Raw genomic sequence first — 16,022 nt, 5'->3', positions numbered from 1 at the left:
ACGGTCGAAACGGCGCAGATGCGGCGGTGAGGGCGGACCGCCCTCCCGGGGCCGCACCCGAGGCGGGCGCAGCCCGAGGCCCCGGGTTCAGGCGCCGTCCGGGGTGGCCGGCGTCGGGGCGTCCACCGCCCGGGCGTAGGCGGCGGACACCCGCGTGCGCGAGTCGTCGAGGTAGCGGGCCAGGAGGCGTTCGGCCGAGGCGCGCTCGCCGGAACGCAGCGCGTCCAGGATCTCCCGGTTTCGCTGGAGGTAGGGCTCGTGGAGGGCGCGGGGGTCGCCCACAACGTGGAAGGCGAGCCGGAGTTCCGCGAGGACGCTCCGCATGAGCTCGTCCGTGCGGGCGCTGCCGGCCAGGGCGACGAGTTCGCGGTGGAAGTGGATGTTGGCCGTCGAGAGCGCGCGCCAGTCGCCGTTCGCGGCCGCCGCCTCGCCCTCCGCGACGGCGGCGACCAGGCCGTCCACCGCGAAGGGCGGGTGCCCGAGACCCCGTACGACCGCGCATTCGACGAGGCGGCGGGTGCGGTAGATGTCCTCGACGTCCTCCACGGCGAGGACCCGGACGAAGACGCCCCGGTTGAGCTCGTGGACGAGGAGCCGTTCGTGGGTGAGGAGCCGGAAGGCCTCGCGGAGGGTGTTGCGGGAGACGCCCAGGGCGCCGCCGATGCTGTCCTCGGAGAGGCGGGCGCCGGGCGGGAAGAAGCCCTCGGCGATACGGGTGCGGAGGATGTCGGCGACCCGTTCCGCGGTGCTCGTGCGTCCGAGCAGCGCGCGGTCCTCGGCCAGCTCCCCGGTGCCCCTCACGTCCACGGTGCGCTCCCCTTCCGCCTCCGGCCGTCGACCGTCGACCGTCCGGGCCGAGTCAACCGCAGAACGAAGTCCGGGACAACATGCCTCTTGTCGGATCGTTCAACAATCCCCTACCTTGACGACACCGCGCGGTTCTTCGGCGCGGTGTTTCGGCACGTCACTCAGGCACGGTCTTCGGCACGTCACTCAGGCACGCTCCTCCTCCCTCTGCGAGGTGCAGATTGAGCACGACTCGGACCCGGAACCCCGACCAGGGCGAACACCCCGACGACACGGGCGCGTTCGCCTGGCTGCGCGCCCTCGGGCCGCGCGGCCGGCGCGCCTTCGGCGGCGCTTTCGGCGGATACGCCCTGGATTCCTACGACTTCTTCACCCTGCCCCTGTCCATGGTGGCGATCGCCGCCTACTTCAGCCTCGACAAGGGACAGACCGGCCTCCTCACCACCGTCACCCTGGTCGTCTCGGCGGTCGGCGGCGCGCTCGCCGGCGTCCTCGCCGACCGGGTGGGCCGCGTCAGGGCCCTGATGATCACCGTCGTCACGTACGCGCTCTTCACCGTGCTGTGCGGCTTCGCCCCCACCTACGAAACGCTGCTCGTCTTCCGGGCGCTCCAGGGCCTCGGATTCGGCGGCGAGTGGGCGGTCGGCGCGATCCTCGTCGCCGAGTACGCCTCCGCCCGGCACCGCGGACGGACACTCGGCGGCATCCAGAGCGCCTGGGCGGCGGGCTGGGCGCTCGCGGTCGTCGTGTACACCCTGGTGTTCCAGTTCGTCGACGCGGACCTCGCCTGGCGGGTCCTGTTCTGGACGGGCGCGCTGCCCGCCCTGCTCGTCGTCTACGTCCGGCGGAACGTCGAGGACGCCCCGCACGCGGCCGAGGTCCGCCTGGCCAGCCCCGAACGGGGTTCGTTCCGGGCGGTGTTCAGCCCGGTGCTGCTCCGTACGACGCTGTTCGCGATCCTGTTGTCGACCGGTGTGCAGGGCGGGTACTACACGCTCGCGACCTGGGTGCCGACCTTCCTGAAGACCGAACGCGGTCTCACCGTCGTCGGCACGGGCGGCTATCTGGCGCTGCTGATCTCGGGGGCCTTCGCGGGTTATCTGACCGGGGGTTACCTGACGGACCGGCTGGGCCGGAAGCGGAACATCGCGCTCTTCGCCGTCCTGTCGGCGGTGTCCGTCCTCGCCTACACCCAGATTCCGGCCGGGGCGAACACCCTGCTCCTGGTGCTCGGGTTCCCGCTCGGCTTCTGCATGTCGGCGATCTTCAGCGGCTTCGGCTCCTTCCTCGCCGAGCTGTACCCGACGCCGGTGCGCGGTACGGGGCAGGGGCTGACGTACAACACGGGGCGCGCGGTCGGCGCGGTCTTCCCCACCCTCGTCGGGTTCCTGGCGGAGAGCTGGGGCGTCGGCGGGGCGCTGGTCTTCGGTGCGATCGGGTACGGGATCGCCGTCCTGGCGCTGCTCGGGCTGCCCGAGACGCGCGGAAGGGAGCTGGTGTGACCGGGCGGGCGGTTCCGGAGCCGGAGCGCCCGGGGGTCCCGCGCGATCCGCGTGAGGCACGCGCGCGTGCGCGGGCGGGGACGGCCGGTCCGACGGCGGGGTGGGCTCCCGGGCACACGCAGGCCAACCTGATCGCGGTGCCCGCGGCCTGGGCGTACGACGTGCTGCTCTTCTGCACGCGCAACCCGCGGCCCTGTCCGGTCCTCGACGTGACGGACCCCGGTGCGTGGACGACCGCGCTCGCTCCCGGAGCCGATCTGCGGACGGACGTGCCGGGGTACCGGGTGTGGGAGCACGGGCGGCTCGTGGCCGAGCCTGCCGACGTGGCCGCGTACTGGCGCAGCGACCTCGTCTCCTTCCTGATCGGCTGCAGCTTCACCTTCGAGAGGGCGCTCGCCGAGGCGGGGGTGCCGCTGCGGCACATCGCGCAGGGCCGGAACGTCTCCATGTACGTCACCGACCGCGCCTGCCGGCCGGCGGGGCGGCTGCACGGGCCGATGGTCGTGTCCATGCGGCCCGTGCCGGAGCGGCTGGTGCCCGTCGCACGGCGGATCAGCGCGCTGCTCCCGGCCGTCCACGGCGCGCCGGTGCACGCGGGGGACCCGGCGGCGCTCGGCATCCGGGACCTGGGGCGGCCGGACTTCGGGGACGCGGTCGAGGCGGAGCCGGGGGACGTGCCCGTCTTCTGGGCCTGCGGGGTGACGCCGCAGGCGGCGGTGATGGCCTCGCGTCCGCCGTTCGCGATCACCCACGCGCCGGGGCGGATGCTCGTCACGGACGTCCGGGACGAGCACTATCGGACGGACCGGTGAGCGCGCGGACCGGTGAGCGGGCAGACCGCTGAGCCGCGGGGCGGCCCACGGCCACGCACGCGTACGACCCCCTGAGAAAGGAAACACACCTCCATGACCCGGGTCTCGATCGACCTCAACGCCGACCTCGGCGAGGGCTTCGGCCGCTGGACGCTGACCGACGACGAGCAGCTCCTCTCCGTCGTCACCAGCGCCAACGTCGCCTGCGGATTCCACGCGGGGGACGCGGTCACCATGCGCCGGGTCTGCGCGCTCGCGGCAGAGCGCGGGGTACGGATCGGGGCCCAGGTGTCCTATCGGGACCTGGCCGGCTTCGGCCGGCGGGCGATGGATGTCCCTGCGGCGGAGCTGGCCGCCGAGGTGGCGTACCAGATCGGGGCCCTCCAGGTCTTCGCGCGGGCCGCCGGCTCCCGCGTCTCGTACGTGAAGCCGCACGGCGCGCTCTACAACCGGGTGGTCGGGGACGGCGAGCAGGCGGCCGCGGTCGTCGAGGGCGTCCTGCTCGCCGACCGGACGCTGCCGGTCCTCGGACTGCCGGGGTCACGGCTGCACGAGGCGGCCGCGGCGGCCGGGCTCCCGGTGGTCGCCGAGGCCTTCGGCGACCGGGCGTACCGGGCGGACGGCTCCCTGCTGCCACGGGGGCAGGAGGGGGCCGTCGTCTCGGACGCCGCGGAGGTCGTGGAGCGCGCGGTGTCCCTGGCCAGGTTCGGGACCGTCGCCGCCCACGGCGGCACCGAGATCTCCGTACGGGCGCGGTCGCTCTGTCTGCACGGTGACACCCCGGGCGCGGTGGGGCTCGCCCGCCGGGTCCGGGAGCGCCTGGAGGCCGACGGCGTGCGGGTGGAGGCCTTCGCGTGAGGGTGTTGCGGGTGGGCGACCGGGCCCTCCTGGTGGAGCTGGCCGACGGCGCGGCGACGGAGGCCTTCCACGCCGAGCTGCTGCGGCGGCGGGCGGGCGGCGCGCTGCCCGCCGTACGGGAGGTCGTGCCGGCGGCCCGGACGGTGCTCCTGGACGGGGTGGACGACCCGGACGGGCTAGCCGCCGAACTGCCCCGCTGGGAGGTGGGGCCGCCGCACGCGCGCGTGGGCCGGGCCGTCGAGCTGCCGGTGCGGTACGGGGGCCCCGATCTGGCGGAGGTCGCCGGACTCTGGGGGGTGTCGGTCGAGGAGGCGGTGCGCATCCACTCGGGCACCGAGTTCCGGGTGGCGTTCTGCGGGTTCGCGCCGGGGTTCGGCTATCTGACCGGCCTGGACGAGCGGTACGCCGTGCCGCGCCGGGCCACGCCCCGTACGGTCGTGCCGGCCGGATCGGTGGCGTTGGCGGGGCCGTACACGGGCGTGTACCCGCGCTCCTCACCCGGCGGCTGGCAGCTGATCGGCACCACGGACGCGGTGCTGTGGGACGCCGGGCGCGAACCGGCCGCGCTGCTGGAGCCGGGCACCCGGGTGCGGTTCACGGTGGAGGGCGGGTCGTGACGGACCGTTCCCTCGACGTGCTGCCCGCCGGAGCGCTCACGATGGTGCGCGCCGGGGCGCTCACGACCGTCCAGGACCTGGGGCGCCCGGGGTACGCCCACCTCGGCGTGCCCCGCTCCGGCGCGCTCGACCCGGCCGCCGCGCGGCTCGTCAACCGGCTCGTCGGCAACGCGGAGGGGGCGGCGGTCCTGGAGACCACCGTCAACGGGTGCGCGGTGCGTACCGCGAGCGCCGTCACCGTGGCCGTGGGGGGTGCGCCGTGCCCCGTCCGGGTGGACGGCCGGCCGGCCGCGTGGGGGACGGCGGTCCGGCTCCCGCCCGGGGCGGTCCTCGACGTCGGCGCGGCCGTGCGCGGGCTGCGCTCGTACGTGGCGTTCGGCGGCGGGATCACCGTCGACGCCGTGCTCGGCAGCCGCTCCACCGACCTGCTGTCCGGACTGGGCCCGGCGCCGCTGACCGACGGAGCGGTCCTGCCGCTGGGAGCCGCCACGGCCGTCCGGGGGCCGGTCGACGCACCCCCGTGGCCGGGCCCGCCGGACGCGCTCGTCCTGCGGGTCCGGCCGGGTCCCCGAGACGACTGGTGCACCCGGGAGGCGCTCCGCACCTTCCTCACGCGCGCGTACGTCGTGACGGCGGCGAGCAACCGGGTCGGCCTGCGACTCGACGGGCCCCCGCTGGAACGGTCCCGGCCCGGGGAGCTGGCGAGCGAGGGCATGGTCCTGGGCGCGGTCCAGGTGCCGCCGGACGGCCGGCCGGTGGTGTTCCTCGCGGACCATCCGACGACCGGCGGCTACCCGGTGGTGGCGGTGGTGCGGGAGGCGGACCTCGGGGCGGCGGCGCAGGCGGTTCCGGGCACGCCGGTGCGGTTCGTGACGGCGCGCTGAGCGGCCCGGAGGGTGACGGCGGCCTTCCGGCGCTCGCCGCCACCCGCAACCGCTCGACGCCGACGCCCGGAACGCACCACCCCCGCCCGAAGCCGTGGGCGTCGAGGCGGGGGCGGGCGGTCGGCCGGCGGGCGGGGGTGGGGAGGGGGTCTCAACCCCGCCGGGGGCGACCAGACCTGGGCGATCGGACCTGGCGATCGGACCTTGGCGATCAGACCTTGGCGGTCAGACCTGGAGGTCCGGCCCTATGCGGTTGCGGACCGCGGTCTGCACCTCGACCTCCTCGGCCGGGTCGGCGGCCAGGCGGCGGAGCCGCTCGGCGACGCGGACGTCACCCGTCTCGGCGTACTGCGCCGCGATCTCGCGGGTCGTCTCCTCGCAGTCCCAGAGGCACTCGACGGCGAAGCCCCTCGCGAAGTCGGGGTCCGTGGCGGCGAGGGCGCGGGCCGCGCGGCCGCGCAGCTGGGAGGAGGCGGTCTCGCGGTAAACGTGCCGCAGCACGGGGGCCGCGCAGGCGATGCCGAGGCGGCCCGCGCCGTCGACGAGGGGGCCGAGCGCCGGGGCGTCGGGGCCCTCGGCGCGCACGGTTCCGCGCAGGGCGGCGAGCACGAGTCCGGCGTCCTGGGCGGTGCCGCGGCAGGCGAGGACCTCCGCGGCGGCGGCGCCGAGGGCGTCCGTGCGCCGGATCCACGCGCGTGCGCCGGTGACGGCGGTCTCGCCGCACAGGCGCCGGAAGGCGGCGACGGCGGCCTCGGCCACGTGCCGGGAGTCCCCGTCGGCGGCGGCCGTGACGAGCGCCAGGATCTCGGGGTCGCGGGCGGCGGCGAGGTAGTGCAGGGCGGCGCCGCGCGCCCCCTCCGCGCCGTGCCGGGCGGCGGCGAGGATCTCGGCCCGGTCCTCGGGCCCCGCGACGGCGGTCAGGCAGCGGGCGGCGGGGCCGTCGAGGGCGGCGCCGCGCTCGTACCCCTCCTGCGCCCAGTCGAGCACGGCCCGCACGCTCCAGCCGGGGCGGGGTCCTGCGGGGCGCATCTGCCGCTGCCATCGGTCGAAGGAGCCGTGTTCCTGGGCGGCCCGCACGCGGGCGCCGACCGCGTCGCGCTGGTCCTCGGCCCACAGCCGCCAGGGCCGGGGTTCGAAGGCGTCGCGCACCACGCGGGCCAGCTCGGCGTCGCCCTCGGCCCCGGCGGGGAACCGGGCGAGCACGGGCTCGGCGAGCGCGCGCAGGCCGGCGTCGTCGTCGCGGAGCGCCAGCTCGTCGAGGGCCCAGGCCCAGTTGGAGCCGGTGGCCGCGTAGCGGCGGAGCAGGTGCAGGGCGTCCTGCCGCCCGTAGGAGGCCAGGTGGCCGAGGACGGCGAGGGCGAGCCCGGTGCGGGACTCCTCGGTGTCGAGGTGGTCCTCGGCGGCGAAGAGGTGCCCCTCGATCTCGTCCAGACCTCCGTGGAGGTCGAGGTAGAGACGGGCGTAGTAGAGGGAGCGGTTCTCGACCTGCCAGTCGTGGCGGGGGTCGTCGAGAACGCAGTGGTTGAGGGCCGCGAGGGCCTCGGCACGTGGCGCGGCGAGCGCGTGCAGCGTGCCGTCGCCGCGGCCCCGCTGCAGCAGACCGAGCAGGGTGCCGCTCGGCGCTATGACTGGATCGAACATGGAAGACGCCTCACATCAAGCTGTCGACACGACCGGGGGAGACCGGGATGACCCGGGTCGGGCGGTACGTCGCCCGTACGCCTAGGCCGTTCGGCACCCACATGCCGAGCCGCTCGTCGTCGTCCTTCGCCTGCCAGTGACCATCTTCCTCTGCCTCTCGTCGGTGGCCCGGACTACCGGGCCCGACGTCATGATGACCCACCCGTTTCGACGCCGCGACCACATTTACGGCACCGCTCCCACCTGGGGTTCAGTACCCGTTCACCTGGTTCCGAAGAGTTCCAGGAGCTCGGTCTTCCCGAACATCCTGGCCGTGTCGACGGCGGACGGAGTGCCTGCCTCCGGATCTGCTCCGCCGGCGAGGAGGGCGCGGACGACGGCGTCCTCGCCCTTGAAGACGGCACCGGCGAGCGGGGTCTGGCCGCGGTCGTTGGCGCGGTCGGCGTCGGCGCCGCGCTCCAGGAGGGCCGCGACCGCCGCGGCGTGGCCGTGGTAGGCGGCGAGCATGACGAGGGAGTCGCCCTTGTCGTTGGTGAGGTTCGCGGGGACGCCGGCGTCGACGTAGGCGGCGAGGGCCGCGGCGTCGCCGGTGCGCGCGAGGTCGAAGACCTTCGACGCCAGCTCGATGACCTCGGGGTCCGGAGTCTCGCTCATCGTTCACAACCACCCTTCGTGCATGACCTGCGCACGGCAAGCGCGGCCGTACGAGTGAATCGACAGGGTACTGCCCGTCCGGCGACATGACCGCGCCCGGCCGAGGCAAAGATCACGAGGTCCCTGCCTCACCACCGCTGCACCCGGAGGCGTCTACGCGTTCCTCGCGCTTCCCGCCACCGGGGACGGCCCCCGCCGTCGGCCGGTGAAGTGAAAACGCACCTTATTCACCCGATTGCACCTTTAGTCACATAGATACTTGCTGTGAACCTGGAAGGACTCATGGTGACTGTCCCCTCAACCAGGAGAAGAGCCAATGATCCTGTCCATCTCAGGCGTGGTCCTGCTCGGCATCATCTGCTTCCTGTTCTTCAAGAAGGACGGCATGAAGGCCTCGCACGCCCTCGTCAGCGCGCTGTTCGGCTTCTACCTCGCGGGCACCGCCATCGCCCCCAGCATCACGGCCGGCGGGCAGAGCCTCGCCAGCCTCCTGGGCGGGATCAAGTTCTGACGCCCTCCAGCCCCTTCCACCACTCCAGGAGTACCACGTGGCCCGGCGACCACTCCCCCGCATTCTGAGCAGCGGCAGCGCGCAGATCGCTCGTAGCCGAGAGATCGCGCGCACGGCCGCCGACAGCGCCACCGACGTGCTCCATCCGCTGATCACGGTCACACGTGGTCTGCGGAAGCTGGCCGCGACCGCGCGGGCCAGGTGGGCCGCGACCCCCAAGGAGCGGCGCGGTCCCACGCTGTTCCTGGTCGCGGCCTGCGTCATGGTCGTCGTCCTCGCGCCGTACGGGCCGCTGTTCGCGCTCGTCGCGCTCATGGGCGCCGCCGCGTGGAAGGGGCGCGAGCGCCCCGTCGTCAAGACCGGGCCCGACGACGCGGAGATCTCCCGCCTCAAGGGCCTGTACGAGGCGCTCGTCCCGTACTTCTCCGTCCCCGACGACCCCGCCCCGCTCTTCGCCCACGGCGGCGACTGGGGCGGTCCCTTCGCCGACTACGCCTTCGACGAGGACGGCCGGATCACCCGGCTGCGGATCGCCTACCCCCCGTACTTCACCGACGGCGAGCCCGCCGCCCGCGCCCGGATCGAGCAGCTCCTGCACGCCAAGTCGGGGCGCGGCCGCGAGTACCTCTTCGACTGGGACGAGGAGGGCAACCGGCTCCTGATGAGCGTGCTGCCCGCCCTGCCCACGACGATCGCCGCCCAGCGCTTCGTCACGGTGCCCGGCGAGACCGTGCTCGGCTTCACCGACGCGGACGCCGTGCAGCGGACCGTGCCCGTGGTCGCGGAGGACGGCACCGAGGACGCGCCCGCCGTCGTCTGGCGCACCGGCCCGCGCTCCACCGAGCCTCACCTGCTCGCCGTCGGCCAGCCCGGCAGCGGCACCACGTCCCTGCTGCGCTCGATCGCGCTCCAGGCCCTCCCCCACGGCGACGTCCTGATCATCGAGGGCACCGGCACCGGCGAGTACGCGTGCCTCACCGGCCGCGACGGCGTCCTGGCCGTCGAGTGCGGCCTCGCCGGGGCGCTGGCCACCCTGGAGTGGGCGGCGCACGAGACCGAGCGGCGCCTGATCGCCGCGAACCGGGCCCGGCAGGCGGGCCACCCGGCGCCGGAGGACACCCGGCGACCGCTGTGGATCCTGCTCGACCGGCCCAGCGTCCTCGGCCACCTGGCCGCCGCCGACGGCCGGCCGGACCCGCAGGAGCTGCTCCAGGTGCCGCTGCGGCACGGCCGGGCGGCGCAGGTCACGGTCGTGGTCGCCGAGCAGTTCGACAGCACCGACACCCTCTCCGAGACGGTACGGACCCACACCCGGGCCCGGATCGTCCTCGGCCCCGCCTCCCCCGAGCAGATCGCCTCGGTGCTCGGTACGGCGCCGCACACCACGCCGACCCCGCAGGTGCCGCCGGGCCGCGGCTACGCCCGCCTCGGTACGGGACCGGTGCTGCGCCTCCAGGTGCCGGCGACGCCCGACCCGTACGACGACGCCACCAGCGAGGCGCACCGGCAGGCGGTCCTGGAACTGCTGCCCGAGCGCCGGGCGGCGACGACCATGCAGCTGGAGAAGGTCCCCGAGGCCGCGGCCGCCCCGGCCGAGGCGGCTCCGGCAGCGGCCCTCGCGCCCGCCGCCGCCTCCGCGCCCACCAACGCGTCCTCGCCGTCGCCCGCGGCGGGCCCCTCCGCCCCGGTCACGGACCCCGGCCCCGGTCCCACGCCCCTGCACGCGCCCGTCCCGGCGGAGGGCTGAACCCGGCGCGGCGAACGGCACGGCACGCACGGCACACGGAAGGCCGGTGCGGACGCGAGGTCCGCACCGGCCTTCGTCGTACGTACGGCTACGCGCCCCCGGCCACGGTCACGGTCCACCGCGTACGGGCACGGGGGCGCCCCCCGCTACGCGACGAACGAGCGCGGCGGCTCCCCGCCCCCGGCCGCGAGGCCCGACTCGACCAGACGGGCCGCGGCGGCCAGCCGGGAGGCGGCCTCCTCCGCCACCGCCCCGCCGACCGTGAACGGCAGCCGGACGAAGCCCTCGAAGGCCCCGTCGACCCCGAAGCGCGGGCCCGACGGGACCCGGACGCCGACGCGTTCGCCCGCCTCGGCGAGCCGGGAGCCCGAGAGCCCACCGGTCCGCACCCACAGGGTGAGCCCGCCCCGCGGCACCGAGAACTCCCACTCCGGCAGCTCCCTGCGCACGGCGGCGACGAGCGCGTCCCGGTTCTCCCGCGCCTGTTCGCGCCGCAGGCCCACGGCCTCCTCCCAGCCGCCGGTCCGCATCAGCCAGTTCACGCCGAGCTGTTCCAGGACGGGCGTGCCGAGGTCGGCGTAGGCGCGGGCGGCGACGAGGGAGCGGATGACGTCGGGCGCGGCCCGCACCCAGCCGATCCGCATCCCGGCCCAGAAGGCCTTGCTGGCCGAGCCGACGGTGAGGACGGTCGACCCGGCCGGGTCGAAGGCGCAGACGGGCCGGGGCATCTCCACGTCGTCGTCGAGGTGGAGTTCGCTCATGGTCTCGTCGACGACGAGGACCGTGCCGGCGGAGCGGGCCGCCTCCACGAGCTGCCGCCGCTGGTCCTCGTCCGCGAGCGCGCCGGTGGGGTTGTGGAAGTCGGCGACGACGTACGCGAGCCGGGGCGCGGCGTCCCGGAGCACCTGGCGCCAGCGGCCCAGGTCCCAGCTGCCGAGACCCTCGGACATGGCGACGGGCACGAGCCGGGCGCCGGCCTCCCGCATGAGCTGGAGGATGTTCGCGTACGAGGGGGACTCGACGGCGATGCGCTCGCCGCGGCCGGCGAAGAGGTGGCAGATGGCGTCGATGGCGCCCATGGCGCCGGTCGTGACCATGATCTGCTCGGGCATGGTGGGGATGCCGCGCGCGGTGTAGCGGTCGGCGAGCATCTGCCGCAGCGCGGGGAGCCCGGCCGGATAGTCGCCGTGCGTGTGGGCGTACGGCGGCAGCTCCTCGAGGGCGCCCTGCACGCCCCGGGTGAGCCAGGGCTCGGGCGCGGGCAGCGCCGCGCAGCCGAGGTCGATCATGGAACCGAGCGCCTCCGGCGGCAGCGGTTCGAGGCCGCGGGCGGGCAGCGGGTTCCCGGCCGGCACGGCGGTCCAGCTGCCCGCGCCGCGCCGCGACTCCAGGAAGCCCTCGGCGCGCAGGGCCTCGTAGGCGGCGGCGACGGTGGTGCGGCTGACGGTGAGCGCCAGGGCGAGTTCCCGCTCGGCGGGCAGCCGGGCGGCGACCGGGACGCGGCCCTCCAGGACGAGCAGACGGATGCCGTCGGCCAGGGCGCGGTAGGCGGGCGGCTTGCGGGCGCCGGGCCCCGCGGGCCGCGGCTGCTGGGCCTGGAGCTGCCGTGCGAGCTGCGCGGGCCCCACCGCCGAAGTCCACTGAGCCATGGAAATCAGTCCACCTTCCTCAAATTGGCCATGGTTGGCACCCGATCCCCCGCCACAGAGTGTCATGAGTCAGTCCACCAGCACCACTCTCTCCGAACCACTCTCTCCGTCCTCAAGGGGGCACTCCTTTGTCCATGGCCTCCGGTCTCCGCGGCCGGCACCTGACCCGTCGGCTCGTCCAGCTCTACGTCGGCCTCGCGCTGTACGGCTTCAGCTCGATCATGCTGCTGCGCAGCGGGCTCGGCCTCGAGCCGTGGAACGTCCTGCACCAGGGCCTCTCCGAGAAGACCGGACTGAGCATCGGCGTCGTGACGACCCTCGTCGGCGCCCTCGTGCTGCTCGCGTGGATCCCGATCCGGCAGCGGCCGGGGCTCGGCACGATCTCCAACGTGCTGGTGATCGGCCTGGCGATGGACCTCTCCCTCGCGGTCCTGCCCGAGGTCCACGGGCTGCCCGCGCGGATCGCGACCATGGCCGCCGCCATCGTGCTCAACGGCGTCGCGACCGGCCTGTACATCGCGGCCCGCTTCGGCCCGGGACCGCGCGACGGCCTGATGACGGGACTGCACCGGCTCACCGGCCGGTCGATCCGCCTCGTGCGGACCGCCATCGAGGTCGCCGTCGTGGCCACCGGCTTCCTGCTCGGCGGCTCGGTCGGCGTCGGCACGGTGCTGTACGCCCTGGCGATCGGCCCGCTCGCGCAGTTCTTCCTGCGCCGCTTCGCCGTCCCGGAGCCGGCCCCCGTCAGCACCGTGGTCGCCGCCGGGACACCGGAAGGGGCCATACTGCGGCGGTGACTCGCGTACGCCACCCCTACCTCGACCACCCCGCTCCCCTGCCGTTCGCCCACCGCGGCGGCACGGCGGACGGCCTTGAGAACACCGCGGCCGCGTTCCGCCGGGCCGCAGCGGAGGGCTACCGCTACTTCGAGACCGACGTCCACACCACGTCCGACGGGCGGCTCGTCGCCTTCCACGACGACACCCTCGACCGGGTCACCGACACCGCGGGCCGCATCCGGGACCTGCCGTGGGCGGCGGTGCGCGAGGCGCGCGTGGCGGGCAAGGAGCCGCTGCCGCTCTTCGCCGACCTCCTGGAGGAGTTCCCCGAGGCGCGCTGGAACGTCGACCTCAAGGCGGAGTCCGCGCTCCTGCCGCTCCTCGACCTGATCCGTACCGCCGACGCCTGGGACCGGGTCTGCGTCGGCTCCTTCACCGAGTCCCGGGTCGCCCGGGCGCAGCGCCTGGCCGGGCCGCGGCTCGCCACCTCGTACGGCGTGCGCGGTGTCGTCGGGCTGCGGCTGCGGTCGCTGGGCATCCCGGCCGCCCTGCGGGCCGGCGCGGTGGCGGCCCAGGTCCCGGAGCGCCAGGGCGGCATCCGGGTCGTCGACCGGCGCTTCGTGCGGGAGGCGCACGCGCGCGGGCTCCAGGTCCACGTCTGGACGGTGAACGATCCGGAGCGGATGGACTCTCTCCTCGACCTGGGGGTGGATGGCATCATGACCGATCATCTGGAGACGCTGCGCAGGGTGCTCACCGACCGGGGAGCGTGGGTCTGAGCCGCGTCCCGTACACGGGACGAACGAGGGGGGCGCCGTGACCGCCGACACCACCGGTCCGGAGGGGCGCACCGCCGACCCGGCCGACCGCAGACGCGAGCAGCGCGGCTGGTACTTCTACGACTTCGCCTGCTCGGTCTACTCGACGAGCGTCGTGACCGTCTTCCTCGGCCCGTATCTGACCTCCGTCGCGGAGAACGCCGACGACGCCGAGGGCTTCGTCCACCCCTTCGGGATCCCGGTGCGCGCGGGCTCCCTCTTCGCCTACTCCGTCTCGGCGTCGATCGTCGTCGCGGTGCTGCTGATGCCGGTGGTGAGCGCGGCGGCGGACCGGATGGGCCGGAAGAAGCCGCTGCTCGCGGCGGCGGCCTACACGGGCGCGGCGGCGACGGCGGGCATGTTCTTCCTGGAGGGCGAGCGCTATCTGCTCGGCGCCTTCCTGCTGATCGTGGCGAACGCCTCGCTGTCGGTCTCGATGATGCTGTACAACGCCTATCTGCCGCAGATCGCGGAGCCGGACGAGCGGGACGCGGTCTCCTCGCGGGGCTGGGCCTTCGGGTACGCGTCGGGCGCGCTGGTGCTCGTCCTCAACCTGGTCCTGTACTCGGGGCACGACGCGTTCGGCCTGACGGAGGGCGAGGCGGTCCGGCTCTGCCTGGCCTCGGCGGGGCTCTGGTGGGGCGCGTTCGCCCTGATCCCGCTGCGGCGGCTGCGGGACCGGCGGATCGTCCGGGCCTCCGGGGAGGGGGCGGTCGGCAGCGGCTGGGCGCAGCTGCGGGCGACGCTGAAGGACATGCGCCGGCATCCGCTGACGCTGTCGTTCCTGCTGGCGTACCTCGTCTACAACGACGGGGTGCAGACGGTGATCTCCCAGGCGTCGGTGTACGGCTCCGAGGAGCTGGGCCTGGACAAGACGACCCTCATCACGGCGGTGCTGCTCGTGCAGGTGCTCGCGGTGGCGGGGGCGCTCGCGATGGGCCGACTGGCCCGGTCGTACGGGGCCAAGCGGACGATTCTGGGGTCGCTGGCGGTCTGGACGCTGATCCTGGCGGCGGGCTATCTGCTGCCGGCCGGGGAGCCGGTCTTCTTCTACTGCCTCGCGGCGGCGATCGGTCTGGTGCTCGGCGGCAGCCAGGCGCTGTCCCGCTCGCTCTTCTCCCATCTGGTGCCGCGCGGCAAGGAGGCGGAGTACTTCTCCGCGTACGAGATGAGCGACCGGGGGCTCAGCTGGCTGGGGCCACTGGTGTTCGGTCTCGCGTATCAGCTGACCGGAAGCTACCGGGATGCCATCATCTCCCTGGTGATCTTCTTCGTGGCCGGTTTCGCCCTGCTCGCCCGGGTCCCGGTGCGGCGCGCGGTCGAGGCGGCGGGGAACCCGCTCCCCGGACGCATTTAGACGCGGGAGTGAAAGGCCTGTAGTGTACGCCTTTGGCCTGCCAGGCGGACCGTTACTGCGTGCTGCTTTGGTAAAGACGCTGCGTCACAACTGCTGCCAGATGTGACAAAACGGGCATTGGTGGGTACAAAAAGGGGCGGCACGACGGGCGACGCATGACCCGGAACGGGAATCTTTACCGCCGACCGGACGTTGACCGGATGACGACGACAGCGACACCTGTCCTGTGGGCGACAAGCCCGGGAGGCACGATTCATGAGTGAGCGAGCTCTTCGCGGCACGCGCCTCGTGGTGACCAGCTACGAGACCGACCGCGGCATCGATCTGGCTCCGCGCCAGGCCGTGGAGTACGCATGCGAGAAGGGCCATCGTTTTGAGATGCCCTTCTCGGTGGAAGCGGAAATTCCGCCGGAGTGGGAGTGCAAGGTCTGCGGAAGCCAGGCACTTCTGGTGGACGGGGACGGCCCCGAGGAGAAGAAGGGCAAGCCGGCGCGTACGCACTGGGACATGCTCATGGAGCGGCGCACCCGCGAGGAGCTGGAGGAGGTCCTCGCCGAAAGGCTGGCCGTCCTGCGCTCCGGCGCCATGAACATCGCCGTGCATCCGCGCGACAGCCGCAAGTCCGCCTAGCGGACTGCCCGACGCACAACGCCGCGGGGCCCGGTACACGATCCGTGTACCGGGCCCCGCGGCGTTCGGCTGCCCGGACCTGCCGGCCGGGTGTCAGGGGGTGAGCGGCGGGCGGCTGTCTCCGGAGCCGTACGGCCCGGGGGCGGCGTCCTCCCGGACGACCTCGCCCTGCACGACCTTGCCGTCCGGGCGGCGCATGCGGGCCTGCTGGAAGGCGTCCTGGAGGCTGCCGGGCGGCGCCGCGGCCATCCGGCGCTCGGCGACTTTCTCCGCGTACCGCCCGAGGGCCGTGCGGACCCGCGGGACGAGCAGGAGCAGACCGGCCGCGTCCGAGATCAGACCGGGGATCATCAGGAGCAGGCCGCCGAGCATCAGGAAGCCGTTGCGGTCCTTCGCTCCGGCCCGCTCCCCGGACGGAGGCGCGACCCCGGCCGCGGCGGCCGCCTGGGCCTCCTTGAAGGTGCCGGTGAGGTTCTGGAACGCGCGTCGGCCCGCCCGCTTGATGACGGTCGCTCCGAGCACGGCGCCGCCGACGAGCAACAAAAACACGGTCAGTCCGCCCGCCGCGCCGGCCACCACGGTGAGCAGCCAGATCTCCAGCACCAGCCAGACGGCGAGGCCGAGCGGGAGGAATGTGCGCGCGCGGGAGCGCTTCGGGGCGTGGGAAGGCTGTGCGCCGGTCGTCATGCCCCCAGTGTGCCTGGCGGCCCGCAGGAACGTCGTAAAGGAAAGATCAGTTCGGACGCGGGAGGCGGG

The 16,022-nt window shown here is 74.3% G+C and carries 16 protein-coding genes; 11 read left to right on the top strand and 5 right to left on the bottom strand.

Annotated features, from left to right (window positions below):
• Positions 1-87: 87 nt before the first annotated feature.
• On the bottom strand, positions 88-807 hold the full coding sequence (locus tag ACWDVG_RS24565) for a GntR family transcriptional regulator (RefSeq protein WP_451701879.1): 720 nt from the start codon (positions 805-807) through the stop codon (positions 88-90).
• A gap of 221 nt (positions 808-1,028) precedes the next feature.
• Between ACWDVG_RS24565 and ACWDVG_RS24560 the strand changes: the two genes are divergently transcribed.
• The 5 genes from ACWDVG_RS24560 (at position 1,029) to ACWDVG_RS24540 (ending at position 5,480) form a co-directional block, all read left to right on the top strand.
• Complete coding sequence (locus tag ACWDVG_RS24560) at positions 1,029-2,309, top strand: MFS transporter (RefSeq protein ID WP_451701877.1); 1,281 nt, start codon at positions 1,029-1,031, stop codon at positions 2,307-2,309.
• Entirely contained in the window at positions 2,306-3,121 is an 816-nt protein-coding gene (locus ACWDVG_RS24555) for a putative hydro-lyase (protein ID WP_451701875.1), read from the top strand. The genes ACWDVG_RS24560 and ACWDVG_RS24555 overlap by 4 nt, the downstream gene beginning before the upstream one ends.
• 93 nt (positions 3,122-3,214) lie before the next feature.
• Positions 3,215-3,979, top strand: coding sequence for a LamB/YcsF family protein (locus ACWDVG_RS24550; RefSeq protein ID WP_451701873.1), 765 nt, complete (start codon positions 3,215-3,217; stop codon positions 3,977-3,979).
• Complete coding sequence (gene pxpB, locus ACWDVG_RS24545; protein ID WP_451701871.1) at positions 3,976-4,596, top strand: 5-oxoprolinase subunit PxpB; 621 nt, start codon at positions 3,976-3,978, stop codon at positions 4,594-4,596. Before ACWDVG_RS24550 ends, pxpB begins: the two co-directional genes overlap by 4 nt.
• Positions 4,597-4,637: 41 nt before the next feature.
• Entirely contained in the window at positions 4,638-5,480 is an 843-nt protein-coding gene (locus ACWDVG_RS24540) for a 5-oxoprolinase subunit C family protein (RefSeq protein WP_451701915.1), read from the top strand.
• A 225-nt stretch (positions 5,481-5,705) separates the two neighbouring features.
• Here ACWDVG_RS24540 and ACWDVG_RS24535 read toward each other — a convergent pair whose 3' ends face one another.
• Both ACWDVG_RS24535 and ACWDVG_RS24530 read right to left on the bottom strand, forming a co-directional pair.
• Positions 5,706-7,121: a HEAT repeat domain-containing protein gene (locus ACWDVG_RS24535; RefSeq protein ID WP_451701868.1), complete on the bottom strand. Its 1,416-nt coding sequence runs from the start codon at positions 7,119-7,121 to the stop codon at positions 5,706-5,708.
• A 261-nt stretch (positions 7,122-7,382) separates the two neighbouring features.
• Complete coding sequence (locus tag ACWDVG_RS24530; protein ID WP_451701866.1) at positions 7,383-7,775, bottom strand: ankyrin repeat domain-containing protein; 393 nt, start codon at positions 7,773-7,775, stop codon at positions 7,383-7,385.
• A gap of 316 nt (positions 7,776-8,091) precedes the next feature.
• Between ACWDVG_RS24530 and ACWDVG_RS24525 the strand changes: the two genes are divergently transcribed.
• Positions 8,092-8,286, top strand: a complete 195-nt coding sequence (locus ACWDVG_RS24525; protein ID WP_046907412.1) for a hypothetical protein — start codon at positions 8,092-8,094, stop codon at positions 8,284-8,286.
• A 37-nt stretch (positions 8,287-8,323) separates the two neighbouring features.
• Complete coding sequence (locus ACWDVG_RS24520; RefSeq protein WP_451701863.1) at positions 8,324-10,033, top strand: hypothetical protein; 1,710 nt, start codon at positions 8,324-8,326, stop codon at positions 10,031-10,033.
• A gap of 146 nt (positions 10,034-10,179) precedes the next feature.
• Here the strand turns inward: ACWDVG_RS24520 and ACWDVG_RS24515 are convergent, their stop codons facing one another.
• Positions 10,180-11,682, bottom strand: a complete 1,503-nt coding sequence (locus ACWDVG_RS24515) for an SCO1417 family MocR-like transcription factor (RefSeq protein WP_451701861.1) — start codon at positions 11,680-11,682, stop codon at positions 10,180-10,182.
• A gap of 134 nt (positions 11,683-11,816) precedes the next feature.
• On the opposite strand from ACWDVG_RS24515, the gene yczE reads away from it, so the two are divergent.
• From yczE to ACWDVG_RS24495, 4 genes are all read left to right on the top strand, one after another.
• A complete protein-coding gene (gene yczE / locus ACWDVG_RS24510; RefSeq protein WP_451701859.1) occupies positions 11,817-12,479 on the top strand; it encodes a membrane protein YczE in 663 nt (220 codons plus the stop codon).
• Positions 12,476-13,240, top strand: coding sequence for a glycerophosphodiester phosphodiesterase (locus tag ACWDVG_RS24505; protein ID WP_451701857.1), 765 nt, complete (start codon positions 12,476-12,478; stop codon positions 13,238-13,240). Before yczE ends, ACWDVG_RS24505 begins: the two co-directional genes overlap by 4 nt.
• Before the next feature lie 37 nt (positions 13,241-13,277).
• Positions 13,278-14,636 (top strand): MFS transporter, encoded by a 1,359-nt coding sequence (locus tag ACWDVG_RS24500; protein WP_451701855.1) that lies wholly within the window; start codon positions 13,278-13,280, stop codon positions 14,634-14,636.
• A gap of 255 nt (positions 14,637-14,891) precedes the next feature.
• Complete coding sequence (locus ACWDVG_RS24495; RefSeq protein ID WP_026278069.1) at positions 14,892-15,266, top strand: RNA polymerase-binding protein RbpA; 375 nt, start codon at positions 14,892-14,894, stop codon at positions 15,264-15,266.
• A gap of 93 nt (positions 15,267-15,359) precedes the next feature.
• Here ACWDVG_RS24495 and fxsA read toward each other — a convergent pair whose 3' ends face one another.
• Positions 15,360-15,953 (bottom strand): FxsA family membrane protein, encoded by a 594-nt coding sequence (fxsA, locus tag ACWDVG_RS24490; RefSeq protein WP_451701852.1) that lies wholly within the window; start codon positions 15,951-15,953, stop codon positions 15,360-15,362.
• Positions 15,954-16,022: the final 69 nt, after the last annotated feature.

The organism is Streptomyces sp. NPDC003327, from assembly GCF_053589515.1.
Note: the sequence above shows the minus strand (reverse complement) of the source record. Positions and strands in the feature narration are given on the sequence as shown.

What these genes read in the sequence shown, in the direction of transcription:
- ACWDVG_RS24550 (WP_451701873.1), top strand. Translation starts at nt 3,215, where the DNA reads ATGACCCGGGTCTCGATCGACCTCAACGCCGACCTCGGCGAGGGCTTC.
- ACWDVG_RS24540 (WP_451701915.1), top strand. Translation starts at nt 4,638, where the DNA reads ATGGTGCGCGCCGGGGCGCTCACGACCGTCCAGGACCTGGGGCGCCCG.
- ACWDVG_RS24535 (WP_451701868.1), bottom strand. Translation starts at nt 7,121, where the DNA reads ATGTTCGATCCAGTCATAGCGCCGAGCGGCACCCTGCTCGGTCTGCTG.
- ACWDVG_RS24530 (WP_451701866.1), bottom strand. Translation starts at nt 7,775, where the DNA reads ATGAGCGAGACTCCGGACCCCGAGGTCATCGAGCTGGCGTCGAAGGTC.
- ACWDVG_RS24525 (WP_046907412.1), top strand. Translation starts at nt 8,092, where the DNA reads ATGATCCTGTCCATCTCAGGCGTGGTCCTGCTCGGCATCATCTGCTTC.
- ACWDVG_RS24515 (WP_451701861.1), bottom strand. Translation starts at nt 11,682, where the DNA reads ATGGCTCAGTGGACTTCGGCGGTGGGGCCCGCGCAGCTCGCACGGCAG.
- yczE (WP_451701859.1), top strand. Translation starts at nt 11,817, where the DNA reads ATGGCCTCCGGTCTCCGCGGCCGGCACCTGACCCGTCGGCTCGTCCAG.
- ACWDVG_RS24495 (WP_026278069.1), top strand. Translation starts at nt 14,892, where the DNA reads ATGAGTGAGCGAGCTCTTCGCGGCACGCGCCTCGTGGTGACCAGCTAC.
- fxsA (WP_451701852.1), bottom strand. Translation starts at nt 15,953, where the DNA reads ATGACGACCGGCGCACAGCCTTCCCACGCCCCGAAGCGCTCCCGCGCG.